The organism is Opitutus terrae PB90-1, assembly GCF_000019965.1.
In the GTDB taxonomy this organism is placed as follows: domain Bacteria; phylum Verrucomicrobiota; class Verrucomicrobiia; order Opitutales; family Opitutaceae; genus Opitutus; species Opitutus terrae.
Window position 1 is genome coordinate 1,288,998 of record NC_010571.1, and the last position, 24,743, is coordinate 1,313,740.

Annotated in this window: 17 protein-coding genes and 26 tRNA genes; 32 read left to right on the forward strand and 11 right to left on the reverse strand. The window is 59.5% G+C overall.

Annotation, left to right across the window (positions count from 1 at the left end; genetic code table 11):
* Window positions 1-785: 785 nt before the first annotated feature.
* The 3 genes from OTER_RS05220 to OTER_RS05230 are packed head-to-tail and all read right to left on the reverse strand — an operon-like array spanning window position 786 to window position 6,019.
* Window positions 786-2,135, reverse strand: coding sequence for a TniQ family protein (locus OTER_RS05220; protein WP_012373862.1), 1,350 nt, complete (start codon window positions 2,133-2,135; stop codon window positions 786-788).
* Window positions 2,132-3,298 (reverse strand): ATP-binding protein, encoded by a 1,167-nt coding sequence (locus tag OTER_RS05225; protein WP_012373863.1) that lies wholly within the window; start codon window positions 3,296-3,298, stop codon window positions 2,132-2,134. The genes OTER_RS05220 and OTER_RS05225 overlap by 4 nt, the downstream gene beginning before the upstream one ends.
* 18 nt (window positions 3,299-3,316) lie before the next feature.
* Window positions 3,317-6,019: a Mu transposase C-terminal domain-containing protein gene (locus OTER_RS05230; protein ID WP_158305362.1), complete on the reverse strand. Its 2,703-nt coding sequence runs from the start codon at window positions 6,017-6,019 to the stop codon at window positions 3,317-3,319.
* An 80-nt stretch (window positions 6,020-6,099) separates the two neighbouring features.
* Here OTER_RS05230 and OTER_RS24945 point away from each other — a divergent pair, with 80 nt between their 5' ends.
* On the forward strand, window positions 6,100-6,984 hold the full coding sequence (locus OTER_RS24945) for an XRE family transcriptional regulator (protein WP_158305363.1): 885 nt from the start codon (window positions 6,100-6,102) through the stop codon (window positions 6,982-6,984).
* A gap of 105 nt (window positions 6,985-7,089) precedes the next feature.
* Here the strand turns inward: OTER_RS24945 and OTER_RS05240 are convergent, their stop codons facing one another.
* The 8 genes from OTER_RS05240 to OTER_RS05275 form a co-directional block, all read right to left on the reverse strand.
* A complete protein-coding gene (locus OTER_RS05240) occupies window positions 7,090-8,073 on the reverse strand; it encodes a diacylglycerol kinase catalytic domain-containing protein (protein WP_012373866.1) in 984 nt (327 codons plus the stop codon).
* Between the two features lies 1 nt (window position 8,074).
* Window positions 8,075-9,094: an SPFH domain-containing protein gene (locus OTER_RS05245; protein WP_012373867.1), complete on the reverse strand. Its 1,020-nt coding sequence runs from the start codon at window positions 9,092-9,094 to the stop codon at window positions 8,075-8,077.
* 50 nt (window positions 9,095-9,144) lie between these two features.
* Window positions 9,145-9,765: a bifunctional nicotinamidase/pyrazinamidase gene (pncA, locus tag OTER_RS05250; protein WP_012373868.1), complete on the reverse strand. Its 621-nt coding sequence runs from the start codon at window positions 9,763-9,765 to the stop codon at window positions 9,145-9,147.
* Between the two features lie 12 nt (window positions 9,766-9,777).
* Window positions 9,778-10,467, reverse strand: coding sequence for an NUDIX hydrolase (locus OTER_RS05255; RefSeq protein ID WP_012373869.1), 690 nt, complete (start codon window positions 10,465-10,467; stop codon window positions 9,778-9,780).
* A 79-nt stretch (window positions 10,468-10,546) separates the two neighbouring features.
* Complete coding sequence (locus OTER_RS05260; protein ID WP_012373870.1) at window positions 10,547-10,894, reverse strand: hypothetical protein; 348 nt, start codon at window positions 10,892-10,894, stop codon at window positions 10,547-10,549.
* Window positions 10,891-12,867 (reverse strand): NAD(+) synthase, encoded by a 1,977-nt coding sequence (nadE, locus tag OTER_RS05265; protein WP_012373871.1) that lies wholly within the window; start codon window positions 12,865-12,867, stop codon window positions 10,891-10,893. Before nadE ends, OTER_RS05260 begins: the two co-directional genes overlap by 4 nt.
* Window positions 12,868-12,882: 15 nt before the next feature.
* Window positions 12,883-14,352, reverse strand: a complete 1,470-nt coding sequence (locus OTER_RS05270; protein WP_012373872.1) for a nicotinate phosphoribosyltransferase — start codon at window positions 14,350-14,352, stop codon at window positions 12,883-12,885.
* 56 nt (window positions 14,353-14,408) lie between these two features.
* On the reverse strand, window positions 14,409-15,317 hold the full coding sequence (locus tag OTER_RS05275) for a LysR family transcriptional regulator (protein WP_012373873.1): 909 nt from the start codon (window positions 15,315-15,317) through the stop codon (window positions 14,409-14,411).
* A gap of 727 nt (window positions 15,318-16,044) precedes the next feature.
* On the opposite strand from OTER_RS05275, the gene OTER_RS05280 reads away from it, so the two are divergent.
* The 31 genes from OTER_RS05280 (at window position 16,045) to OTER_RS05380 (ending at window position 24,722) form a co-directional block, all read left to right on the forward strand.
* Window positions 16,045-16,121, forward strand: a tRNA-Glu gene (locus OTER_RS05280).
* Window positions 16,122-16,231: 110 nt separating this feature from the next.
* Window positions 16,232-16,305, forward strand: a tRNA-Gly gene (locus OTER_RS05285).
* Between the two features lie 7 nt (window positions 16,306-16,312).
* Window positions 16,313-16,389: transfer RNA gene (locus OTER_RS05290), tRNA-Lys, on the forward strand.
* 81 nt (window positions 16,390-16,470) lie between these two features.
* A tRNA-Cys gene (locus OTER_RS05295) sits at window positions 16,471-16,547 on the forward strand.
* Window positions 16,548-16,552: 5 nt separating this feature from the next.
* A tRNA-Ala gene (locus OTER_RS05300) sits at window positions 16,553-16,627 on the forward strand.
* Between the two features lie 82 nt (window positions 16,628-16,709).
* Window positions 16,710-16,784 (forward strand) — tRNA-OTHER (locus OTER_RS25685).
* Window positions 16,785-16,791: 7 nt separating this feature from the next.
* Window positions 16,792-16,867: transfer RNA gene (locus OTER_RS05305), tRNA-Phe, on the forward strand.
* 80 nt (window positions 16,868-16,947) lie between these two features.
* Window positions 16,948-17,022 (forward strand) — tRNA-Pro (locus OTER_RS25690).
* Between the two features lie 16 nt (window positions 17,023-17,038).
* A tRNA-His gene (locus tag OTER_RS05310) sits at window positions 17,039-17,114 on the forward strand.
* Between the two features lie 2 nt (window positions 17,115-17,116).
* Window positions 17,117-17,193, forward strand: a tRNA-Asp gene (locus tag OTER_RS25695).
* A gap of 4 nt (window positions 17,194-17,197) precedes the next feature.
* Window positions 17,198-17,273 (forward strand) — tRNA-Val (locus OTER_RS05315).
* A gap of 1 nt (window position 17,274) precedes the next feature.
* A tRNA-Asn gene (locus OTER_RS05320) sits at window positions 17,275-17,349 on the forward strand.
* A gap of 321 nt (window positions 17,350-17,670) precedes the next feature.
* Window positions 17,671-17,747: transfer RNA gene (locus OTER_RS25700), tRNA-OTHER, on the forward strand.
* A gap of 7 nt (window positions 17,748-17,754) precedes the next feature.
* A tRNA-Gln gene (locus OTER_RS05325) sits at window positions 17,755-17,829 on the forward strand.
* Between the two features lie 85 nt (window positions 17,830-17,914).
* Window positions 17,915-17,990, forward strand: a tRNA-Ile gene (locus OTER_RS05330).
* 6 nt (window positions 17,991-17,996) lie between these two features.
* Window positions 17,997-18,083, forward strand: a tRNA-Tyr gene (locus OTER_RS05335).
* Window positions 18,084-18,167: 84 nt separating this feature from the next.
* Window positions 18,168-18,253 (forward strand) — tRNA-Leu (locus OTER_RS05340).
* 6 nt (window positions 18,254-18,259) lie between these two features.
* Window positions 18,260-18,347: transfer RNA gene (locus OTER_RS25705), tRNA-Leu, on the forward strand.
* A 5-nt stretch (window positions 18,348-18,352) separates the two neighbouring features.
* A tRNA-Leu gene (locus OTER_RS25710) sits at window positions 18,353-18,441 on the forward strand.
* An 8-nt stretch (window positions 18,442-18,449) separates the two neighbouring features.
* Window positions 18,450-18,534: transfer RNA gene (locus OTER_RS05345), tRNA-Leu, on the forward strand.
* A 7-nt stretch (window positions 18,535-18,541) separates the two neighbouring features.
* A tRNA-Glu gene (locus OTER_RS05350) sits at window positions 18,542-18,618 on the forward strand.
* A 98-nt stretch (window positions 18,619-18,716) separates the two neighbouring features.
* Window positions 18,717-18,792: transfer RNA gene (locus OTER_RS25715), tRNA-Thr, on the forward strand.
* A gap of 5 nt (window positions 18,793-18,797) precedes the next feature.
* Window positions 18,798-18,872: transfer RNA gene (locus OTER_RS25720), tRNA-Arg, on the forward strand.
* Between the two features lie 83 nt (window positions 18,873-18,955).
* Window positions 18,956-19,028 (forward strand) — tRNA-Arg (locus tag OTER_RS25725).
* A gap of 288 nt (window positions 19,029-19,316) precedes the next feature.
* A tRNA-Ile gene (locus OTER_RS05355) sits at window positions 19,317-19,390 on the forward strand.
* A 96-nt stretch (window positions 19,391-19,486) separates the two neighbouring features.
* A tRNA-Gln gene (locus OTER_RS25730) sits at window positions 19,487-19,560 on the forward strand.
* Window positions 19,561-19,727: 167 nt separating this feature from the next.
* Window positions 19,728-20,363: an HNH endonuclease gene (locus OTER_RS05360; protein ID WP_012373874.1), complete on the forward strand. Its 636-nt coding sequence runs from the start codon at window positions 19,728-19,730 to the stop codon at window positions 20,361-20,363.
* Between the two features lie 102 nt (window positions 20,364-20,465).
* Window positions 20,466-21,188 carry a sigma-70 family RNA polymerase sigma factor gene (locus OTER_RS05365; protein ID WP_012373875.1) on the forward strand — a complete coding sequence of 241 codons (723 nt, stop codon included), beginning with the start codon at window positions 20,466-20,468 and terminating at the stop codon, window positions 21,186-21,188.
* Window positions 21,189-21,411: 223 nt separating this feature from the next.
* Window positions 21,412-22,077, forward strand: coding sequence for a hypothetical protein (locus OTER_RS05370; protein ID WP_012373876.1), 666 nt, complete (start codon window positions 21,412-21,414; stop codon window positions 22,075-22,077).
* 65 nt (window positions 22,078-22,142) lie between these two features.
* On the forward strand, window positions 22,143-23,678 hold the full coding sequence (locus OTER_RS05375; protein ID WP_012373877.1) for an RtcB family protein: 1,536 nt from the start codon (window positions 22,143-22,145) through the stop codon (window positions 23,676-23,678).
* Window positions 23,679-23,825: 147 nt separating this feature from the next.
* Entirely contained in the window at window positions 23,826-24,722 is an 897-nt protein-coding gene (locus tag OTER_RS05380; RefSeq protein ID WP_012373878.1) for a slipin family protein, read from the forward strand.
* Window positions 24,723-24,743: the final 21 nt, after the last annotated feature.

A 24,743-nucleotide genomic window follows, 5' to 3' on the forward strand; every position in this document is an offset into this window, starting at 1 on the left:
TCGGGCGGCTCCAAAACGAAGCATTGCCCGCCATATCCTCGGGTGGGTGACGCTCGCACGGAAAGCGCTCCCGCTCCTCGCCGAGCTGCGCCGATGGCTTTCGTGAGCACGACGCGAGGCGCTCTCCCGCCTCGATCCAAGACTTCGGCTACAACAATCGTTTCACCTGCGTGGCACAACGGGATTTGGCGTAGTCAGACTGAACCGGCCTTACCGCAGACCAAGATGCGCCAGAAATCGGGACAGCGTGTTCCAGGGATTTCGAACCGTCGCTCACGCTACATAGGCGGCCAAAACTCCATTGAAGAGCGAGGCAACTTTTCTCGGACGAGGCACGACGTAAAGACGGGCCTCGGACAGTTTGGCGTAAAGATTGGCCAAACCGCCAAATCCCTGTGTCCAACTCCACAGGGAGAACAAGCGAGCGCGGAGTGGTGGGCCCACTGGGATTCGAACCCAGAACCAAAGGATTATGCTTACCACTTCGGCTTTCGCCGCCGGCAACCCGTGCGTGGTCTGGACCATGCCTTCACCGTGTCGCGCCTGTGCGTGAGGTAGGTGGGTGATTATGGCCTCTACACCTTCCCGCTACGGCGGGCTTGGCTCGGCGTTGGGTCGCCCCAAGAGCGGGCAGGCCGTTCACCGAATTTACACCTGACTAGCGGCGCGTTTCCACGCCGCCGACCCAAATGGCGAGTCCTCTGCTCTAACCGTTGAGCTATAGGCCCAAATCCAAAGAACGCCCCTAGCCTGCAACCCCTCGCGCGTTGCTCAACACGATTCGATCAAATGAGGAGCATCAATTGCTCCGACGGATCTTCGTAGCCGAGTTCCTCCCTGACTCTACGAAGCGCGGCAATCGCCCATGCGCATCGCAACTTGCTCGGCCGGTCGAGGTAAGGCGAAAGGGTCTTGTAATTAGGAACAATCCCTCGGGCGTGCAGGAACCGTGCAACCGTTTCCAAGGCTGCGCAAAACTGGTCGCGCTTGATGTCCGCCATAAGCTTTCGGTTTTCGAGGTAACGCCGGGCCACGAGGCGAGCCTCTTCTGGGAAATTTTGACGGATCACCACGTCGCGTCGGCGCAGCTTGCGACTGCAGATTTCTGAGAACGACATCATCGAGTATCTGTTCTCCCGCAGAATCGTGCTGAGTTCGGAACCGAGCCTAGCTTTATCGATTCGCCGCCGGGTGGAGACCGCCGCATGGCGCATCCCTGCGTCGATCGATTGACGTAATCTGCCGTCATGGCCGGATGGACGCCGAAGCAGCAAAAAATCGACGAGGCTGATCCCAAAAACCCAGCATAGATTCAGCGTCATTCGGAGGCGTGGAATGGCTTTGTTCGAACGCCATCTGAACAATGCGAGGGGCGACGCACCCAAGGCCTTGGCCGCGTCCCGGTTTGAGCGGAGCTCGAACAAGTCCAACCAGTGCTCCAGCGCACGGTGATAACTAAAGTCTTCCGACAACGACTCTACAGTTTGAAACCTGATAAAATTGCCCAGCTCTCTCGCTACCCATACCTCATAATCGATCGAGCGTATAGAACCAACAATCGGATCAGCAGGAACTGCACCGATGTTCGTTTCGAACAATGAACTGCCGCACCGGTAGCAGCGACCAATGTGACTGCCGCCAGAAAGGAGAACCAGCGACTGGCGACAAGTCGGGCAAAGTGAGCCCAACGGTTTTCTGGTTTCTGGACATACACGCACCGGCTCCAGCGCCCAGAGGAGCGGATAGTATTTTGTTTCTTGGGAGCGCAAGGATTGCACACTCCAAGCGAGCTGTTGGCGAAGAAGCCCGTTAAACGTCGTGAACGGAGCGAACGCCAAGGTGGTCGAACGGCGTAGCCCATCCAGGCGGGTCAGTTGCTCAGTTCGGTTGACCAGCATTCGGGCGACCTCGCTGCATCCATTGATCGACTGCCCGACCGACCTTCCCAAAGCGCGGGTAGAGAACTTCAGCATTTGCAGTCCAGTGCCCGTGGCGAATTTCCATTCGAGGAGTTGAGCAGGACTGACGTCGTTCTCTCGCGCCGTCCTAACCAGGAGGCTCGCGAGTGACTCGCGTTGGGCTCCGTCTGGATCGCAGGGGGTGACCCGCAGGATCTCGGTGCAGCTCGATTTCATGCGGCTCTTCTGGCGGTTGGATCGAGGTGCTTAGTGCCGACCGGATCGTGGTGCGGGTTTCGCTCCCCGGGCTTCCGTTTCCGTTTGCTGCTTGCGTGGTGCTGTTCGTCAGAGGGGGATGAACTATCCGCCGGCAAGAATCCTAAACGCGTCAAGTAGTCCGTTTCACAAAGCGACCTGTTGGTGAAGTACTTTTCGCCGTCTAGGGTCTCCGTGATTAGCTCTAAGCGGTCGCTCGCAGCGAGAATCGTCTGTTCCAAGACGCTTTTGGTGATCTTCCGACCGCCTGGACTTTTGGTTCTGCACCACGCGCGGAACAACCAGTCACGCAAGACGCCAATACATCCGACCGAGCCCTGATACAGATATGGAACCTCTTCGAGCAGGGAAACCGAGCATATCTCATCGAGATCTGCGGCAAAAACAGCGACAACTTTTGCGAACGGTTCTAGGCTTTGAGCGGGATCCTTGGCATCGTAGACGTAACGCGAGAAATGCACGACCTCGCGACGCCTGATAAGCGCGCTGCTAAGATCCATCAACTTAATCAATTCGTATGTCCCGAAGAGGACAAATAGCGTGTTGGTTTCGTCGGCGATATATTTGATGTGTTCCAGTTGGTTGACGAGCGTCTGTGAAGAGGCGACGCGCAACAGGTGATGGGCTTCGTCAAAGATCAGCGCCTTCGGTTGTCGGTGGGTAATCGTGCGTTGCAGGATGCGAAAGAGTCGATCGTTTGGCGATCGCTGTGCAGCCTCGGGCGACATGGTCTTTAGCGCTGTAGTACGAGGCGCTTGTGAATTGGTGCCTTGAGCCATGGCCCGATGCTCAGCGAAAGGGTGCTGTAAAGAGATTAGCAGCTGAATGTAAGTATCCTTCCATGAAAAAGCGGTCGGCCCGGGTGCCTTTACCGATGTAGATCCGAAGGCGACCATCTCCGGATTACTTTCAATCTCCTGGGCGGCGATTGCCTCAAGTTCTTGGGCGAACTGCTTGCGCAAGGTGGTCTTACCGGCGCCGGTTGGACCTGTGACAATAACAATTCGCGTGCTGGTCTTCATCCGCACCAGCTCGCGCAAGCGATCAAGTGCGTCATCGAAACATAAATGAGCGATCGTCGTTGTGAAACACGCTGGCGGATTGGAGAAGAGTTCTTTGGACATGGTGCTGTAGTGTTAAGGTTAGGCTGCCGTCTTGCGCAGATGGGAAAAATCGATTTTCGGCAGCTTGGAACCGATCGACTGAACGCCTCCCGAATGCTCCGTCTGCGGCGACACGTGTGCGTGTTGAGGCTTGGAAAGCTGTCGTTGCGCTCTCGCTCGGCGCTGCTCCCGGAGCGCTTTCTCGTCTTCGAGCATCTCGTCGCCAAGACAAGCAAGCTTGCGACCGTGAGTGCGCTCACGCCGCTCAGCATGATTGTTCTTGAGGCGCCGCCGTGCAATGACCTGAAGGTGCCGAGTCCGCTCCGTCACGTTACGCAGTTCCGGTGCATGCCGGGCGGTACATTCAACCCATGTGTCACCGATGGCCGCAAAAACGATCGCGAGTTCGTAAGGATCGTAGCGGACACGAACCTTCGTTTTTTCCACGTGCGGCTTTGCCATAACATCGTTCCAGTAGTAGTACCCTTCCACGAAGATACCCCGGCCGGGTTGAACGACGCGTGTCACGCCGTCGACTTCGGGAAAGAAGGCGATCTTGGCTTGGTCCGGAGGAACTGTGAAACGGCCTTCCCGATCTGGAGCGCGCTTTTGATCCCGCTCGAAGGCCAGCCGTGGAGTCGTGCCCAGCGCCGCCGAAGGGGCATCCCAGAGCATCGTGAACAGATAGTGTTCAATCCGCCGCCACAAAGCTGATAGAGTCCAGATGGCGAGTTTTTCAGGATTCATCTCAGCCGTCATCTCACGGGCTGTCTGGAGGGGTTTCGTATTCCCCGCCGAGTTATGGATCACTTCTCGATCGATAACCCGGAAAAGCGCCTCGATCTCACTTGCAAAGCGCGGATCGCGCGGTGGGCGATTGATTTTGGTTATTCCTAGTGTTGCGAGCAGCGAGTCGAACGTTGCATTGTTGAACGCTTTGCCGTTATCCACGACAATATACTTAACAGGTTCACCGAAACGTTCAATTTCGTCGCGGAGGCACATGGTGCCAGACCGGTAACTTTCCGGCTCAAACAAGAACGCAGCCCCGATGGGAGCGCTCCCGTAGTGAGGCAGTGTCAACAATGTTAGTGTCGGCTTCCCCAAAACTTCGCCCGTTTCATCGTCGACGACGAGTATATCGAAACTCTTGCCATCCATTTGGGACACCTTCAGCGGAAAATCTCCGGCAGTGATCCAATTTTTCCCGCCTGCCGAAGAGGCGTCATACTTATAGGCAGCGCCCTTCCCCTGTCTACTTTCCGTCGCATCTCGCAGATTCTTCATCCTATCGAGGTGGCGGCGATACGCGCCCTTCGAGGGGAATGGCAGCCCGCGCGCTTCTCGTCTCTGGCGGAGCGCCCGCCATACAAAGGTTTTGGAAGGGGCGGTCTTCGAGAAGTATAGCTCCTCCGCGACAGCGGTCATTTCGTCTCGCATCTCTTTCGGCAATGCATCCCGCGGCCGACCGGGCCGCGGTCGGTCGAACAAGCCCCAAAGCGGCGTACCGAAGCGAACCATCGATTCGTGCGCCGCACGCTTCCAGCGCTGCACCGTACGCGTTTTTATGGGCTTCAGTCCAAAGTCTTCTGGCTTCGCTTCAGGATGACGTTCGAGAAACCTAAGAAACTCATTTCTCGCCTTTCCAAGTAGCTGCTTCTCTAGCGTCAAGGCGGTGAAGTACGGTTTGAGCGTCTCCGCTTGGTCCGCGCCATCTACGACTACTTCGTCGAGGAGCTCGATTTCTCCTGTGCCAATCAATGAACACAGTAGGTCCCTTGGAAATGCCGTCGGAGAACCTTCCGCAGCCATCAGGTAGACCTTATTCCGCGAGGCGTTGCAGATGGAGTAGTTTGTCCCGTTCCATCGGAGGCGAGTCCCTGCTTTGAGGACGAGAGATCTTTCCGACTGCTCGACAGTCGCAAACTTCATCAGGCGATAGGCTTCAGCCTGGTATTCTTCGGCGAAAACCAAAGTCGTGCGGTCGTCGACGAGCAGACAATGTGCAAGCAGCACATGGACGTCGCGCCGGAGTATCCCCACATAGATGTCGTTCTTCGTGAATGCAGAGCCGGCCTGCGCAACTAGTTCCGCCAAAGGCACGCCGTCGCGCCTATTTTGAAGGAAGGTCATGATCGCCTCGAGCGCTGAGGCGGATGAGTAGGATGCTTGCCGGACTTCCTCGAGGAGGGTGTAATTGCGCAGCAGTACCGGATTCAGATCAGCGCTGCTCACGACTCGGAAATGGATGCCGTAGTCCGCAAGAGCGGCTTCCACCTCGGGCGACGTCCAGCGTCCGGTATCATCTCGGCTATACCGCCCAGGCTGTGTTAGGCTGATGGCGTGTAGAGCAGACTCCGGTTTGCATTCGACGAGTTCTAGCCTGTCCGGATAAAGGACGAGAAAATCGAGAGTGATCCAAAGGGCCCTTTCGATTCCATCCCGACATTTGCAGACCACACGCAGCTTTATGGGCTGTGCCCAGTAGCCGACACAGGCAACAGAAGACTCGAGCATCTGGGCATATGCGGCCTCGATTGTGAGGCTTTCGACCTGAACGGTGTGCCCCATCTTCTGTGAGGCGATGTCGACGATCAGATTTCGACCGGCGACATTCGAGGGATTCCTACTCGGTAGTCCGGTAATCACGTCTGCCGCGTATTTCTTTCCTTTTTCGGTAAGAGAGCCGGCCGCTTGAAGCCGCTCGATTAACGCAATCCAATTGGGTTGATTGGTATTCACACGCATACCCATGGTATGCGCAAAAGCACATGTCAACTCTTGCTTACCATGGGCTATCTTTTAGCATATCAACTTTCCCAATGAATGCTGAACAACGAGAGTCGCTCTTGAAAGGATTCGACGCGCGACTTCGTGAGTGTATCGCTGCTTGCGGCTCGATCTACGCGTTGGCCAAGAGATGCGAAGTCTCAATCCCCACGCTGAAGCGGTATCTCTCCGGTAGTGAGCCATCGCTTACTATGCTCGTCCGGATCGCTGCCGCAGCGAATGTCACCCCCGGATGGCTTGCCACCGGCCAAGGGCCCCAATTGGCGCTGCCTGATGCCGGTCCGCTGCCTTTCGACGCCGCTGCAAAGGAAATTCGGGCTCGATTTATCGATATCCAAGAGAAATTGGGTTCATCTGTTCCCAAACTCGCGCCCAAAATGCTCGTGTCGCCAGAGCGCCTACGAGCCATACTGACTGGGGAAGTCGATGCCACGGCCGGGGAACTGGTGCGATTTTGCAGTGAGACAAACGTCTCGCTTCGATGGATTCTAACTGGTCAAGGAGTTCGCTACTTATTTGGGAGACCTGAGCTTCGCGACACCCCGACCACAAGACACAGGGATCCGGAGCAGTTTGCTCTCCTACTAGACGAACTTTCTCGGATAACTGATCCTCTGACCAACCTGAACTTTCGGGTGCATCGCGTCGTCGGCGACGCGATGGCGCCGAGGTTCAACGATGGCGACCTCGCGATTGCCGATACGACGGCCTCGCTGGAGCGCGAAAGGGTCGGAACGTACCTGATCGTCGATAGGGGGAGCGAATTTGTCGCCTACGCTGCCAAAGATACGAGCAAGGTCGTGCTTACGTTCGAAAATTCTAAGATCTCGCCGCTCGTTCGAGAATGGGATGACCAACCAGTCAATTTCACGATAATGGGCCGAGTGGTTTACCGCGTTGCGATGCAACGACTGTGAGGTCGTCGTCCAGCAGACACCGTTAGGCTTGCGCGAAGTCTCAAAAAAGAAACCCCGGATCCTGACACTGCCGCAAAGGGCAGGAGAAGGATATACGGGGCTAGGTTAGAGTACCAATTGTCCCATCCGTGCAGCTACACCGATCTCGGCCTTTACACCGGAATTGAACTCGAGGAAATCCGCCTCGATTCCGTCGCTGAAGATAACCCCTTGCTCTGGCATATGTGATTCGATTCTCAGAACCGACTGCGCTTGAACTTTTCCGAATACAATCTCGGTGCCGGTCGTTTTGCTGGGAAACGGCTCGCGGACCGTGAAAAACAGGTGATCAGCATCCCACGGGAAGCGCAGCTTTCGGCCCTGCCATGACACTACGTCTACCGCTTCTCCTGTTCCGTGACTCCCCGCCATCGGGAATCTGGCTTGAAGGGTTGCTGTTACGCCTTGTGCGCCGGCGATGAGACTGCTGAACCACCCCGTCGAGCCGAGACCAGTCGACACAATCACTCCGCTCGATGAATGCCGCTCGGATTTACCTTCGTGACTGATCGTGTAGCGCGCGGAACCATGGGTCTTAGGGCCAATAAACAAATCGTTCACGGCGTAGATCACCTGCCCGTTGTTCAGCACCGCCTGCGCCATCGTAACCGACTTGATCGGTCGCTGCCGCCGAAATACCTCGGGAATGACTTGGTCGAGGTCTCGAACCGCGAAGGGAAGCAACTGCCCATCGTAGCGACTTGGCTCAGGATTGACCCCTACCAGCGGTTGCCCATCGAGATACTTCAGTGTGTTCGCGACGAGCCCGTCCTGTCCGACCGCAACGGCGATGTCCTCAGGGCCGAAAATAAAGTTTGGCACGAATCGGCGATGCACGACCTGCACACGGCCAAGCTGCGAAAGGCGCTGGTGCGCATTTTCTACTGCTGCCCGGTAGCTCGCGTCCTCGCGCTCATAGTCGCCGAAATCTCCGCCGAGTTGCTCGACGTAGAATTGCGCCTGGCTCACCGTGTTGAACCGCGCCTTGAGTTCTTCAAGGCGCGTCTCGCGGACGACCAGGACGATTTTGTTCTCGGTCAGCCGTTCCACCTCAGGCCTGCTGTTTCCCCATCAGTTCACGCAGCAGATCGGGCGAGATATTCAGCTGCCCGATCTTGTCGGCCTTGTCGGCGATGCCTTGGAAGGCGACGGCGATCAGCTGTTCGGGGTTCATTCCGGCGTTTGCGAGGGCCGCAAGGACGCGCGGATCTGCCGTGCCAAGCGCCTTCATCGTCGCTTCGATGCCGTAGGCGCGAGCGTCAGCTTCGCCCCTAGCGTTGGTGGCAGTGAGTTCGACCAAGTCTTTCTTCTTCTGCTCAAGCGCAATGCTCGCCGCCATCTCGGCCTCGCGAAGCAGCCGTTGCTTTTCCTGAACCGCCCGTTCCGCATCCATCTTTGTTTCCCGGATCTGGCGCTTCTTCAGCTCCACCGCGTTCTCGGTGTTCAACTCGTTCTCCTTGATCGCACGCTCGTTCTCCACGGCGGCATTGCGGCGGCGGAAGATGGCTTCGTCAGCTTCCTTGAGCAGTTGCTCGCGTGTTTCCGCCTCAAGAGCACGCGCTGTCTCCGGCGTCGGCTTAATGGCGAGGATCGAAAACCCGAGGATCTCCAGGCCGAGTGCTGCAACTTCCGGCGCCGCGACCAGCTTCGGCCGAAGCGCTTCGACCAGCCCATCCGACTCGCGCACGGCCTGCCGCAGCGGCAAGCGCTGGATCTGTGCGCGAGCGTGGACGTTCACGATGTTGATGAGGCGCTGGGGCAGCTTCTCTGGATCGTCGCTGGCGTAGCTCTGGCCATTCGGCGCGAGCGTGAAGTTCATCAGCGCCGCGAGCTTCTTGGGATCCGCCACACGGTAAGTTATCTGACCCTGAATCGTCACCTTCTGAAAATCCGCGGTCGTCTCCTCAAAGATGAAAGGCACCTCATTACTCGCCGTCGGAACCGCGACGAGCGAGGTGGTCGGGCCGTAGTAGAAGAAGGCGAGACCAGTGCCTTCGCGCACGAGATGGCCTTTCCGGTATTGGAGCAGGTAAGTGGTCGGTTGGACCTTGATGAAGCGGAAGCCGAACATGGGGAGTTGAGTTGAGGGTTGGAGGTGAAATTCGGTCGCGCGATCCGAGGTTAGCGATTCGTCGCGAGATCTACGCTTTGGACGAGCCGGACTCCTGCGCGCTGCATTTCTTCGAGTGCTCGATCGCAGTCGCCCGGGTTCAGCTCCACGCCACGGCATCCATCGAGTACGAGCGTCGTGGTGAAGCCCAGTTGTTGCGCATCGATGGCCGTTGCTTTCACGCAGTAGTCCGTAGCGAGCCCAAGCACGAAAACGTGAGTCACCCCTTTGAGTGTCAGGTAATCGCCCAGACCAGTCGCTTTGCGCCGACGATTGTCGAAGAAGCCGCTGTAGCTATCGATCTCAGGACCGGTGCCCTTCGGGAAAACGCGTTGGATGCGTGCGGTGTTCAGACCCGGCGCGAAGGCAGCGCCGCCTGTGTTCTGCACACAGTGATTCGGCCACATCACCTGAGGGAGTCCGCCTAACTCAGCCATCGTGCCGGGCTGCTGTCCGCGATTGGCGGCGAAGCTGCCGTGATTTTCCGGATGCCAGTCCTGCGTGGCGACGATAACTGGGAAGCGATCGAGCAGCCGGTTCGCGACTGCAACCACTTCATCGCCGTGCGGCACGGGCAACGCACCGCCGGGGAGGAAGTCATTCTGGATATCGACCAGGATCAGGGCATTCATCGCGTCGAAGGTTCAAAGTTCGAAATTGAATCCCGCCTTTTTCAGGCGCCGGTAGCTCGGCTCGTCGAAACGATAGAGGCGCGCCGCACGATGGGCGACGTCCTGCTGGATCTCCTCGGTATCCGCCAGCAGTCCCATGCTAAGAATCTTCTTCCTGAAATTCCGCTTATCCAGCGGCTGTTCCAGGATCGTCTCATAGAGACGCTGCAGCTCCGAAAGAGGGAACTTCTCGGGCAGGAGTTCGAAGCCGATCGGCTCGTAGCGGATCTTCCCCTTCAAACGACGGAGTGCCACGTCGAGGATCTCCTCATGATCGAAGGCCAGCGCCGGCAAGTTCGCGACCGGAAACCAAGCCACATTCCGTGCATCGCTGGCGGCGCGCACCGTGTGATCCGCCAGCTTCACGAGTGCGTAGTAGGCGACGCTGATCACTCGTTCGCGAGGGTCGCGCTTCGGTTCGCCGAACGTGTAGAGCTGCTCCAGATAAAGCTCAGTGACGCCTGTTTCCTCTTCCAGCTCCCGTCGGGCTGCAGCCTCAAGGCTTTCATTCATGTCCACGAATCCACCGGGCAGCGCCCACTTGCCCCGATAGGGCGGCTGATCTCGTTGAATCAGCAAAACCTTCAAGTCGGCCTCGTCGTAGCCGAAAACAACGCCGTCAACCGTCACGGCTGGATGCGGATATTCGTAGGTGTAGGGCATGGTGGTGGTTGAACTGTCGTCATCTTGGTGTTGCTGTGACACTAAGTAAAGCTCAAAGTGTGTAAATTACACCAAGGCGCTATTTCCCAAACCGGTGGGTCACCTCGATCAGTCCGATGATGTGCCGGTTGAACTCGTCCAAGGCCTCCGCGGGAATCCACAGCTCTTCGTGCACTTTCGAACCAACGACGCGAGGTGGATACTGCTTCAGAAAGTCACTCTCCACCTGAAAACGGGTGACGAACCCCGAGCCTGAGGCAGGAACGTTCCAGTCCCGGGCGATTTGAATCGCGTAGTCCTCATTGGTGACGGGGTAGAAAATCGGCTGGTCAGGCAGCCGAGGCGGAAAGGAGCGAAAGCCGCTGGCCTCGATGAGCGCCAGCTCCTTGGGCCCGACGGGCCGATACAGAGTTGTCGTCTTAGTCATGTGTTCAGTTCCGACAGCTCTCGTGCGAACCCCCCTGAGAGGATTGGATAACGGCACCACGTTTTGGGATCGAGGCTCTCGTCATCCAAGTGAAACGAAGGCGCATACCTCTCTCGCTTCCACTGGTTGCGACTCCAAAGCCGGAAGAACCGCGTCACCCAAACTTTCATCTGGTCGACCTTATACTGAGGAAACTGAACCCCGATGCTCGCGAGGACTTCTGCCGGACCTTTCTTGTCGCGGATGAACGCGCGTTCACAGGCGTCCAGCACCGTGTAAGGCATCAAATCACCCTCGTCCGTTTGCTTCTGTTCGGCAGGACGAAGCTCGGCCGTCGGCGCCTGGGCATTCACGAGCCTCAATGCCGGCAGGGCGCCGATACCGTCAGGTCCATGTTGCTCCATCCAGACGAGCCATTGGCGCAGGTAGGCTTTGTCGATGCCGGCGATCGGGCTCAGGCCGCCGCACGTGTCTCCGTCCATCGTTGCGTAGCCTACCGCGGCCTCCGAGCGGTTGCTGGTGGAGAGAAGCAGCGCATTCCGGAGGTTGGCGAGAAACCAAACGCCGGGAGCTCGCACCCGCGCCTGGATGTTTTGAAGCGCGATGTCATCGGTTGCCCAAGTGAGCGGACGACCGATCGCCCCGGACACGATGGAGGTGTAGCGCTCCACCAGTTCGCCGACTTCGAACTCCAAAAACTCGGCGCCGACAGCTTGGGCGACGGCCCGTGCGGCATCGCGAGTAGTGGCCGAGCTATTCTCCGTGCCCTGATAAACGCACGTGAGGAGTGCCCTGATGACGCTGCCGACATCCCGATGTTCGCGCAGGGCGTGCGCGTAGCCGAGTTTCTTCAGAAAGCCATTCAGTCCGAGTTCCGCGATCCCCATTCGCACCGACAACCCTGCGAGGCACGTGACCGCCGCTGAGTCCACTCCGCCGCTCAATGAAACAACGAAGCCATGCAACCGGCTTTTTCGCATGTAGTCGAAAAGTGCCAATGCTTCGGCGCGGGCAAACTCCTCCGCCTTCAACTCAGCACTATTCTCCCAAGGGGCCATGACGATCTTGGCGGGTTCAAACGCAGTAGCCGGCACGGCGAACTTGAGTCGAACGCAGCCGGCATCGGACGATGTGAGGCCAGGTTGGTGACTCGTGGTCCGAGCCTGGCTCAGGCGCGTCTGCTGAATATCAACAACGGCGGACGTGACCGTGACGCCCTGGAATGAAAAACGTGGACCAGCGGCGACGAGCTTGCCGCCAGATGCAATCAGCGCACCGCCGTCGTAGATCGCGCGGCCCGCCTCGTTGCCCACATGATTCGAATACACATACGTCGCTCCGAAAGCTCTCGATCCTTCGAGCACGAAACGCTTGCGGACGTCGAGCTTCCCGAACGCAAAGTGACTCGCACTTGGGTTGAAGATCACGTCCACGCCCTTCGATGCCAACGACGCGCCGGGTCTGTTGGCCACCCAAGCGTCTTCGCAGATCTCGAAGCCGATCCGAAGGCCATCGAGATCGAAAAACACATCGCCGAACGGGTAACTCCGGCCGTCCACGCGCAGTTCATGCTGAACACCGCTTGGCCAAGGTTTGAACCATCGCGGTTCGTAGTGGATGCCGTCTCCGGCCAGAAACTTCTTCGCCACAAAACCCGCGATGACGCCGTCCACCAGCAGACAGGCACAATTGAACACGGAGTTCTGGTGCATGACAGGGAGACCAACCGCCACCGCCATGCCCGTCGTCTCACCCGCGATAATGTTGAGTTCCGTCCAAGCGGTTTGGTGAACGAACGGCGCGTGAAACGCATCCTCGCAACCATAGCCCGAGATGCACAGTTCTGGTAAGCAGAGGACGCCAACTCCTGTCTCTCGTGCCTGTCTGATGGCAGTGATAATGTTCGCTCGATTGCTGTCCCAATCCAAGGGCGTCTGGTTGAGGATTCCGGCTGCAACTTTGATAGGCTTCATGACGCTTTCTGCCGCTCAGGCAACCTTGCGGTTCTTGAACACGAGCTGGGTCTTTAGATCGAAAAGACCGGGCTCGAGTCCCACCGGATACTCGTGCGGATTGAGCAGCCGTTTCGTTCCGCCGTAGAGACGATCCAACTGCTCCCGAGCGCGGGCCCTGATATCTTCCAGCGTGGGGGCAGCGTAGACGAGTTCGCCTCCTCGGAAGACCGGAACGAGGAGATCGTCCGCCACGGCATCAGCAGGCATCACCTTGCGGCGAGTGACATCCGCAGGATCGACGATCATCCGGGTGTTCAAAGGCATTGCTTCCTCGTTGAAGATCATGTCTCCGATGAACTCTCCACCTTTTGTGAACCGGCGGGCTTGGAGAATCCCAGGGTTCGAGATCTTAATCGATTGCTCCGAAAGCTTCACCTTAAATTCCCATTCGCCGCCGGGAACGCGGGTGGCGGCGAGTTTGTAGACGCCTCCGAGTGCGGGCTGATCATAGGCAGTCACGAGCTTCGTCCCTACGCCCCAAAGCCCGATCTTGGCTCCCTGCTGCTTCAGGCTCGCGATGATGTGTTCATCGAGATCATTGCTCGCGACAATCACCGCGTCGGGGAACCCCGCTTCATCGAGTATCTTCCTGGCTTCAATGCTGAGATAGGCGAGGTCGCCCGAATCCAACCGGATTCCGACCATTTCGTGGCCGTTATCCCGCAACCAGCGCCCGGCGGCCACGGCGCGACGAACGCCCTCAAGGGTGTCGTAAGTATCGACTAGGAACACGCTGTTATTCGGCATCGCTTCGGCATACGCCTGAAACGCTTCCGCCTCGTCATCGAACGACATCACCCAGCTGTGCGCGTGGGTGCCTTTGACAGGAATTCCGAAGACCTGGCCGGCGAGGACATTCGAGGTGGCGGCACAACCGCCAATGTAAGCCGACCTGCTCGCAGCCAAGGCCCCGTCCACTCCTTGGGCTCGGCGCAAGCCGAACTCCAGAACGGGCTCCCCTTGGGCCGCCTCGCAGATACGAGCGGCCTTCGTCGCGATGAGTGTCTGGAAATTGATGAAGTTCAGCAGCGCAGTTTCCGCCAACTGGCCTTCTATGATGGGCCCCTTGATCCGCAGCAGCGGTTCGTTCGGAAACACAACGGTGCCTTCCGGCACTGCGTCCACGTCACCCGTGAATCGGAACGCACGCAGATACTTGAGGAATGCGGCCTCGAAGAGCGGCTTGCCGTCATTGCCGACGAGTGTCGCAAGATAGCTCAGCTCCTGCGGGCCGAAACGGAGATTGCGCAGCCAGGTGATCGCATCTGCAAGGCCGGCCGCGATGGTATAGCCGCTCTTGAACGGCGCCTTTCGGAAGAACAGGTGGAAGACAGCTTCTTTGTGGGCCGTCCCGGTCTTCCAATAGCCGTAGGCCATGGTCAGCTGATAGAGGTCCGTCAGGAGCGGCGATTCGTGAAAGCAAGGCCGGGTTGCAAGCGTCATGTTAGTGTTGTTTTAACACTAAGACGTTTTGTCAACCTTTTGCTGAGGACGTGCGACTAGATTACAAGGCTGCTCTGTAGCTTCGCTGCAATCTTGGCGGCATTGGGTCGAACACGCACAAGGCGCGGGTTCCATGCGAGCATGGCTTCTCGGTCGAGCTGCCGCAGAGCGGGATCATCCACCCGATGAGCGAATCCGGTCGCCAGGTCTTGAGTGGCAATCTCCGGCACGATGGCGGCGAAGCGACCTGAGCGCAGAGCGGCCATTGTCTGCGGGAACGACTGGCAGGAGAGCGCAGGCACGAGCGACACCGAAAGCGACTTTGCCAGGTCACGCAGGCCGGAGGTGAATTGACCGTCTGTGGTCTGGGTAGCGAGCGGCAGCTCCGAGAGGAACTCCCGGAGAATCACTTTCTTTCGCTTGGTCAGCAACCCTGCCGGAACCAAGGCAGTGTATCGGACCACGCCCAGCGATACCGACTTCAAACCTTGAGCGACGGCATTCTTTCGAATGATGCCAAAATCGAGGCGGCACTCGGTGAGCTGCTGCACAATTTCGTTCGTTCGCAGATTCGTCGTAGCGAAGTGAACCCCGGGAAACGCATCGATGATCTTTCCCAGTCGAGGGATCACCAGCCACTGAATGAGGCTGTCGCCGGCTCCCAGCGTGAAGGCGACGTTTTCCTCCCGACACTCCGCCCGGAAATCCTCCAGCGAACGGAGATGCTCGCGAGCTAGTTCGGCTAGGCGCTCACCCTGCTCCGTTAGCTTGAGCAGCTTGCCTCGGCGCCGCGCTACCTCGCAGCCGAAGAACTCGGAAAGCTCGCGCAGTTGGCGGCTGTATTGACTCTGCCGGATGGGATCGCCCGGTGCGGCCTGTGCAATGCTGCCTGCATCCCGCACCTCGATGAGGACCTTGAGACGATCGAGCGAAAGCCCCCGTTCGGAAAAAAGTGCTTCAAACATGACTGGATAGTCAGGGTTACTGTAGAACCGTCTATGGCAACCTCCAAACAGATCACGTATGCTGGTCACATCGCATCAAATATCGGCCCACGAAAAAATCTTCACAGCTCCCCTTGAATTTCCCGCGGCACCAGCCGTTGTAACTCCTCAACCAGACAAACGTCTCGCCTCTCACCTTCCCATGAAATCCGCACAATTTATACAACTCTCAGCCCTCCGGTGGTCCGGACGGCATACGTTGTGTGCGGAGATTCGTCCGCAGGCGACGACATCGAGAGAGCGTAATGAACGAGGTCTTAATCGACCCAATTACGCGAACTCTCCAGGAAGTGGTGTAACCTAACGAACCAGGCTAATCGTAGCCTCACGTCAGGCCCACTTCCGCCCGGAAGTGGGTTTTTTTGTGCCCAGATGGGGCCGCTTCCGGGGACGAGTCAGAACTCTTTTCCAAATTCCGTAAGCGGCTTCACCTGCTGAGCCCAGTCAATCAGCCCAACGTCCGCGTGCAAATCCTGCGGCCGTCCAATCCATCGGACTTCGTCCGTGAGAGGGACGACGGTGTGTGTTCTTTTTTGCGACGGCAGGGCCGATCATTCGGCTCTGCCACAACATGTGCGGTGCGCCCAAAGCGTTAAATGGCGATGCCGGCCGCACGTGTCATTTTTCCCGCGCCCGAGCTAAATGTCGTCAGTTTTGAAGGTATAGAGACAGAAGCTCTGCGCGCGATCGCCTTGTCGTCTAACATGTCAGGATCCCGGTCTTTCAAGCCGAGGGATGCGGGTGCGAATCCCGTCGAGGCGGCCATTTTCCTTAAGGAAGCGCCGATTGTTAATCCGAGATCGGAAACCGCTTTGCCCTATCGGAGCATTGAAGCCAGCCGGCGGCCGGAGCCCGGCAGGGGCCGAGTTTACCATGCGTTCGTGGCGTAGGAGCAACGCGCCGGTCTGCCAGTCCGGAATCGGGAGTGCGAGTCTCCCCGAGCGCACCACTTTGTCGGAGCTGTGGTGTGAACAGTCAGCACAGCGGACTTTTAATCCGCACGGTGCGGGTGCAACTCCCGCCGGCTCCACCAATTTTTAATCCGCGGTCACTGAGGACGGACGTGAGAGAAGTCTTCTCACGCCGAGTGACCTGAGCCGCGGTTCTATTTCATCACGACGTGCCCGAGCAGCCCAAGGGACCAGCCTGCAAAGCTGAGGATCGCGGGTGCGAGTCCCGCCGTCGTGTCCACTTTTGGGGCCGTAGTGATAATAGCAGCACGCCGCACTTGCAATGCGGAGGAGACGGAGCGTAACCGTCCCGCTCCACCAATTTCGCCCGAGAGGTGTTCACAGATGCACGGCTGTCTTCCAAACAGCGGGAGCCGGCGCGCTACCGGCCTCGGGCACCAATAGGTCCTAGATGTTCGAGCGGACGGGTTGGTCTCCAAAACCGACCGGGAGGGTGCGAGTCCCTCAGGACCTGCCAATTTTTTGGGAATGTAGTGTAGATAGTCTGCACGACTCGCTGAAGACGAGAAGGTGCTGGTGCGATTCCAGCCGTTCCCACCATAGCAGGAAGCGGAGAGTCCGCCGCCGGTCTCATAAGCCGGCTCTTTTCCGTGCAACTCGGAATCCTGCTCCCAACTTTCCGGAGCGTAGCCTAGAAGTCAGGCACTCGGCTTGGGACCGAGATCACGCGTGTGCGAGTCACGCCGCTCCGACCATTTTGTTGTTGCGAATCAGGTGTGTGGCTCAGTCAGCGGAGCACCGGCCCGTGAAGCCGGGGAAGCGGGTGCAAATCCCGCCCACCTGACCAATGTGACCGAGGACAAACTAGCAGAGTCGCCTGCCTGTCGAGCAGGAGATAGCGGGGGCAGCACCCGTCGGTCGCGCCATTTTCGAGGTGTCGCCTAGCAGCCATGGCAGCTGGCTTACATCCAGCCACACGGGGGTGCGAGTCCCTCCACCTCGACCATTGCCGGGTAGCTCAACAGTAGAGCGGCCGCCTGTTAAGCGGCGAGATGTAGGTGCGAATCCCACCCCGGCAGCCATTTTTCGTCGGCGAGACAGACAGTGACGTCACCTGCCCGACATGCAGGCATCGCTCGGAGCATCACCGAGGCCGACGACCAATTTCGCGCGCGCTCCGTTCGAGGAGCGTGCGCGGTGAACGGCCGAAGCTCTTCGGAGCAAGGCCCCAGGACAGAAAGGACAACGACATGATCGCTGCCCTCGCAGTCGCGTGGCTCGCGGTTGTCGGTCTCGTGCTCATCGCACGCGCCGACTACGGCCGCCGCCCGCTGACTCGCTAATGACAGAAAACAACACCGGCCCGGAGCGCACGTGCCTCCGGGCCGGTTCAATTTCCACATCAGGGTGTGGTGCCAAATAGTCGGCGACTCCCCTCGGAAGGGAGATCATGCAGGTGCAAGTCCTGTCACCCTGACCACTCTTGTTGCGGTGTCGTCTAATCAGCAGGACAGCGGACTTTGAATCCGTGAATGGAGGTGCGAGTCCTCCTGCCGCAGCCACTTTTTCGGGTCGCAAGCTTTAACAGTGAAACCGCCGCCTCTTAAGCGGCAGAACTCGGAGCATTACCGAGGCGGCCCACCATTTGGCTCGATGGCGCAGCAGTGAGCGCAGCTCCCTCATAAGGAGACGGTCGCGGGTGCGAATCCCGCTCGAGCCCCCAATTTTTCGAAGCGTGGCAGAGCAGCAAATGCAGCGCGCTGTAAACGCGACGCCCTCACGGGCTACGAAGGTGCGAGTCCTTCCGCTTCGACCATGCATCCAAGCCGTAGATAGCGACGGACTGTCTTGGTAAGACAGCGAGCAGGGCGCACGTCCCTGTGGATGCTCCATTTTTCATGCGGACGTGGTGGAACAGTAGACACCTCGGCCCGAGGAGCCGATGGGCGAAAGCCCATGAGGGTGCGATTCCCTCTGTCCGCACCAAATTATCGCGGCGTGGTTGGAACAGTAGACACGGTGGGCTCAAACCCCTCTGGGCATCATGCCCGTGCCGGTGCGACTCCGGCCGCCGCGACCATCTTTGCGGCCGTGCGTGGAACAGGAGACCGGGCGGTCTTAAAAACCGCCGTGCCGTCAGGCGCGTGAGCGTGCAAGTCGCTCCGGCCGCACCAGATTTTTTCGGCGAGTGGTGGAGCGTATACACACGAGTCTCAGAAACTCGCGGGCGAAAGCCCATGCAGGTGCAAGTCCTGTCTCGCCGACCAATTTCGACGCCTCGTCCTCTAACGAGTCCAGGAGACCCGCCTCTCAAGCGGGCAATGCCGGTGCGAGTCCGGTCGAGGCGACCACTTTCGCCGCGTTGTTCAAAGTGAACCGTCCGCCTTATAAGCGGAATCGCGCTAGATGAGCGCCCGGACCGGGAGCGTTACCCGGCGCGGCGACCAATGCCCGTCAGACGTAGTGAGCGACGTGCCGGTTTTGTAAACAGGACGAGGCCGGTGCGACTCCGGCGTCGGGCTCCAATTTTCTTCCCGTAGTGAAAGAGCTATCACACGGCTCTGCGAAGGCCGAGTTCCGGGTGCAATTCCCGGCGGGAGGACCAATTTCCTCGCGTGGTGAAATTACAATCATGCAGCGCTTCGAACGCTGTGTTGTGGGTGGGAGTCCCGCCGCGAGGTCCACTTTCTCCGCGTGGCCGAGAAGCTCAGGCCTCCGCCTTCTAAGCGGATCGACGCAGGTGCAAATCCTGCCGCGGGGACTTCGGAGGCGAAACCGGCCGAGGTGCCGGCACCTGTTTGAAGCGGATCGGGCGACATTCGGTCGCTGGGGAGCATGACCTCTCGCCTCCGCCATCTTTTTGTTGGAGAGCAAAACCGCGAAGGGCGGTGATCGGTTGGAAGCCGTTTCGAGCCGAGAGGCTTGTGAAGCAGGACCACTGCTCTCCGCCACTTTGGAGAGTGAACCCGCCGAGGCGCGGGCGCTGTTTCGAAAGCAGATGGATCGGCTCTGCCGGTTGGGGCGCAAGTCCTCCGCTCTCCGCCAACATTGGCTCGTAGCTCAAAAGCAGAGCAATCGGCTGATAACCGATCGACGACGGAGCGTTACCGTCCGGGCCAACCAATTTCGATGGAGGGTTAATTCCGAGAGTCGGGAGCCGCGGTGCTAACGCGTGCGGCGATTCTTTCGCTGAGGGGCAGGACCTCAGCCCTCCGCCATTGCTGGGTCGTCTAGCAGTAGGACAGCGGTCTCTGAAGCCGCGAACGCATGTGCGACTCATGCCCCGGCAGCCATTTTCATTCTCTGCAAGCATAGGCAGCGATGCAGCGGTTTCGTAAACCGCAGAGGCCGGCGCAAGCCCGGCGCGGAGATCCATCTCTTTTCGCAAAAAAGAACACACACCGACGTCGGGCGAGCTGGGTTCAGCGTGAGCCATCACATTTTCAAACCATCTCCTCCCATGAACACCGACGTTCTCGACAAGCCAATCGTGCTCTCGCTTAACCGCGCGTGGCAGGTCATCGGCCACCGGACCATCAAGCAGGCGCTCATCGCGCTCAATGGCGGCGCAGCTGGTCTGCCGCCGGCGGTGGGCGTGGACATCGCCTACCCGAAGCTCGAGGACGGTTCCTGGAACTTCGACCGGCCGCTCTACTTGAACCCGGTCGCTTGGGACGAGTGGGTGAAGCTGCCCGTGCGCGATTTCGATTTCTCGATCTCCACGCCGAAGCTCCACCTGCGGGTGCCAACAGTGATCGTCTCGACCCAGTTCGATCGCATGCCGCTGCGCATCCCGCGCGTCACGCGCCAGGCGGTCTTCGAGCGCGACCGGGGCGTCTGCCAATACACCGGCGAATTCGTCGGCAAGAATGGCGGCAACCTGGACCACGTCGTTCCACGCGATCGCGGCGGCCGCGACTCGTTCGAGAACCTCGTTTGGTCAAAGAAGGAGATCAACTCCCTTAAGGCTAATCGGCTTCCCCACGAAGCGGGCCTGCGGCTCGTCCGCAAGCCGACGGCACCCAAACCACTGCCGGTGGCCGCCACCGTTCGCGAAGCGCGGCACCCCGACTGGCGGCACTTCCTTCACCTCTGATCCACGTAGCGCCGGGCCGACCGTCCTCAGGCCCAATCGCCCGGGCGCCACATCATCTCTCCCCGCAAGCCTCTCTATCAGCGATGGCTGATTCTCACTCCCGTGCTCCTCTCGGTATCCAGTTCACCGGCTTCGCTTGCCGACACGCTCACGATTGTGGACGTGGCGGTGGCGGCCGTCGCACGCCGGTTGCCGGCCCACGTGTCGCGCGAAGACCTCGCTAGCGCGGGCAAGCTCGCCCTCGTCGAGGCGATGCTGCGTTTCGACGGTCCGGCCGAACAGCTCCGCGGTTACTGCTTCGCCCGGGTTCGCGGCGCTCTCCTGGATGAGCTCCGCCGCCTTGACCCGCTGTCTCGCCACACGCGCAGTCAGGTGACCTTCGTTCGGCGTGCAACGGCAGCGCTGGAGAAAGAGCTCCACCGTGCGCCCACGCGGGACGAGATCGTCACGGCCACCGGCTACTCGCACGAGACGCTCACTCAACTAGAGCGTCTCGCCGAGGCCGCTCAAGCGTGCTCGATCGATGAGACCGACGCCTACGGTGACGACCTGCACGTCATCGAAGACGAAGCCGCGTGCCCTGCACGCACGGCTGAGTCGCTCGACGCACACAGCTCCGTGCATGTGGCGCTGGCGCGCCTGCCTGCGAATCATGCTCATGTGCTCCGCCGCTACTATCTCGACGATGCCACGCTCGACGTGATCGCCGGTGAACTCGGCGTCTCCAAAGAGCGCGTGCGCCAACTACGCGAAGCCGCCGAGAAAAAGCTCCGCGAGGACTTCATCGTTCTCGCGGTGTGGCAGTCGCTCCTGGCCAACCGATAACCCAGCCCAAAATACGAACAGTTTCGCTTCCCCACCATGCACACTCTTGCCGAAGTCCGCCCAGCAGGGCGCACGCTCCGTCTGGTGCGTGTCGCGTCTAAGATTCGCTCCCTGCCGGAAGTATATCCTGCTCCAGCATGCCTCCGAAAAGACATGGTCGCTGCGCGGCTCTTTCGTGGCACCCGCACTCGCACCATGAGCGTGCGACAAAATTAGAAATGCCATGCGCTTCCTCGACAAACACGTCTCCCGAGACAAGCGGCTCCTTTCGTTGGAGAGGGAACTAAACCGCCTCTATCAAGCGCAGACACATGCCCCGATCATTCCGCTCGAGCGTCCGTATCAGCGGGGATGGATGAAGACCTACGTTCTCGACGCTCGAGTGTCGCAGCGTCCAGATGCCATGCTCTTTCGCACGATACTCACTCAGGTGAATCGGAACGTCTACTCACGAGAGCGCTCCTTTCTCAATCGGAACGGCGATGAGATCCGCCTCAGTCCCCGCATTATCCCGACGGCTGAATGGCTGAAGCTTGCATGGCCTGCGAGTCATCAGCGGTTCTTCGGCTATGGTTGCTGGCGGTTAGACGACCAACCTTGGACACCCATCAAATGGCGACGTTACATCACAGGATTCAGGCTGATCCATATGTGGTGCCTCCGAGAGGACATCCAACCGCACCTCATCACGCATCAAAGGGTCGAACTCCCGAAGGTTCGATCGCGCATTGCTGAGATCGAGACGTATCTTAGTGCCACTGCCGGACGCTGCCGCCTGGACTGGCTGCATGGCCGCAGTCGCTGGTGGCGCCGATACTCTTTCACCGCTCACGAGCTTCGCTCCGAAGCTTCGATCGAAGAACAGCTCCATCAACACACACCTGACTAGGCAGTCACCTTACAAGCGGCATTCGCGCTACGTGCAAACCCGCCACCGCGCTAAACTCTTCTCACATGAACATGGAAATCAAAGCCCGCGATCTCATCGCTGCCGGCTGGCACGAAGGCCGCCGCCTTGGCCCGGCCCTGCGCCGCGCCCGCGACTTGGAGTCGACGGGTCTTGCGCGTGCCGACGTTTTGACCGCGCTTGAAGCCGAATTCCCGAAGCAGCTCGCCGTGACCCTGCCGCGCTACGAGCCGGCTCCGCTTGCCGAGGCCATCGAGGCCGAAACGCGCGAGGAAGCGACGAACGTTGCCGCCGCGCGTCAGCGCATGACGGAGCTGCTGCACGTCCCGGTAGTGAAGCGCGGCGTAATCATGCCTGACGCCTGCCCGTCGGGCGGTGGTCGCGCCACGATCCCGGTCGGCGGCGGCATCGAGGTCGAAAACGCAATCATTCCCGGTGCGCATTCGGCTGACATCTGCTGTTCTATGTTCGCGACCTTCTTTCCCGCCAACCATCCGGTCGGCGAAATGATGGATCACCTGCAGAAGACGACGCACTTCGGCGCCGGCGGTCGTCCGCGCGGATACCAGATGACTTCGGCTGTGCTCGAAGAGCCGGTGTGGGACAACCCTTTCCTCTCCGGCCTGCGCAGTCGCGCCCAGGATTTCCTCGGCACGCAAGGCGACGGCAACCACTTCGCCTACGTCGGTCGCATTCAGTTCACCGAAGCGCAGCGTGCTGCCATCGAAGCAGCCGGCTACACCGAGCTGTCCGAATGGATCATGCGCCGCGACGGCGCGTTCAACGTCCTCGTCACTCACCACGGTTCGCGCGGCCTTGGCGCGGACCTCTACAAGCGCGGCCAGAAGGCTGCCCGCCTGTGGTGCGATGAGAATGCCAAGGACATTCCGGATTCGGCCGCGTGGCTTCCGGGCGACTCGCCCGAGGGTCGCGACTACTGGGATGCGCTCCAATACATCAGCCGTTGGACCCGGCAGAATCACGCCGTGCTGCATGACGCGCTTCTCCGCCGCCTCGGTCAGCGCGCGCTCGTGCAAATCGGCAATGAGCACAATTTCGTCTGGAAGCGCGGCGACTCGTTCTTCCACGGCAAGGGCGCCACTCCGGCATGGCAGGACGCGCAAGGCCGTCCACTGCTCGGCCTCATCCCGCTCAACATGGCGCGCGAAATCCTCCTCGTGCTTGGTTCGAACAACAACGACTACCTGTCGTTCTGTCCGCACGGCGCCGGCCGCAACCTCTCGCGCACCGCCATGCTCGCGCCCTACAAGGACGCTGAGGGCGAACTCGATCCTGCGCGTGTGCAGGAAACGCTTGCGGCGTGCACGGCCGGTCTCGACATCCGCTGGTTCGGCGGCGCACCGGACTTGTCGGAGTCGCCGCTCGGCTACAAGGACGCGACCAAGGTGAAGGCCCAGATCGATCGCTTCGGCCTGGCCAACGTCGTCGGCGAGATTCAGCCGCAAGGCTGCATCATGGCCGGCGAAGCACCCGAACCGCACTGGGTCCGCGCCCGTCGCGAAAAACGCGCGAGCCACAAAGCCGCGCGCCGCGAGGGCGAGGCCGAAACCATCGATTCCTAACTCTACGACAATCCACACCCTTTGCTCCGGCAACATTAGGGCGAGATCAACCAACACGCCTCGTCATCCTATTTTCGATTGGATGGGGCTGATCTGACCACTCTTGCGCCCATATCAATGTTCGCTTCGGAGCTCCTTCTTCCAGCTATGAAAAGCAACAACATCATCAAAGACACCCACCGCGCTCTCTGGTATGAGGACGGCGTCATGACGCGCGTCCTCGGCCCCGGCCGCTACAAGCTGCCGTCGCGCTGGCGCTATCTCTTTCGCCGCAAGCCGCAGATCGAAGTCATCCCGGTCGACGTGCGCGAGCGCGACCTCACGATCAAGGGCCAGGAAATCCTCACGGCCGATAAAGTCGCGATCCGCGTGAGCATTCTCGTGCAGTTCAAAGTCAGCGATCCGGTGGCTGCACTGCACCAGGTGAACAATCACGACGAACGCCTTTACAGTGACGTGCAGCTCGCCGCGCGACGTTCGCTCGCATCGATGACGCTCGAGCAGATTCTCACTAACCGAAACCAGCTCAGCGAAGACATCCTTAACGAGGTCAAGGGCATCGCGGCGACCTACGGCGTCGCGATCCTGCGCGCGGACGTGAAGGACCTCGTTTTCCCCGGCAATCTCCAGGAGATCATGAACAAAGTGCTCGCCGCCGAACGCCTGGCACAGGCGCAGCTTGTCGAAACGCGCACAAAGGCCGAGCAACAGAAGATCGAGGCCGAGGCCAAGGCGCAGATCAAACTCGTCGAGGCGAAGAGCACCGCCGAAACCGATGTGACGATCGCCGAATCGCTCGCCGCGTCACGCCTCAAGCAGGCACACGCGGAAGCCGAGGCGCTGCGCATTCAGAACGAGGCTGAGATTCGCGCGCTTCGCGAACAGGCAAGCGCCGCCGAAGCCTACGCCAAGCATCCGGCACTCCTCCGCCTGCGCGAGCTGCAGGCGCTCTCCGAAACCGTGAAGAACGCCAACGCGCGCATCTTCGTCGGGTTCGACAAACACGCGGACTTGAAGGCGGAAGCCAAGGCGCTGATGGCGTAGTGCAAAACGATCGTTTTTCTA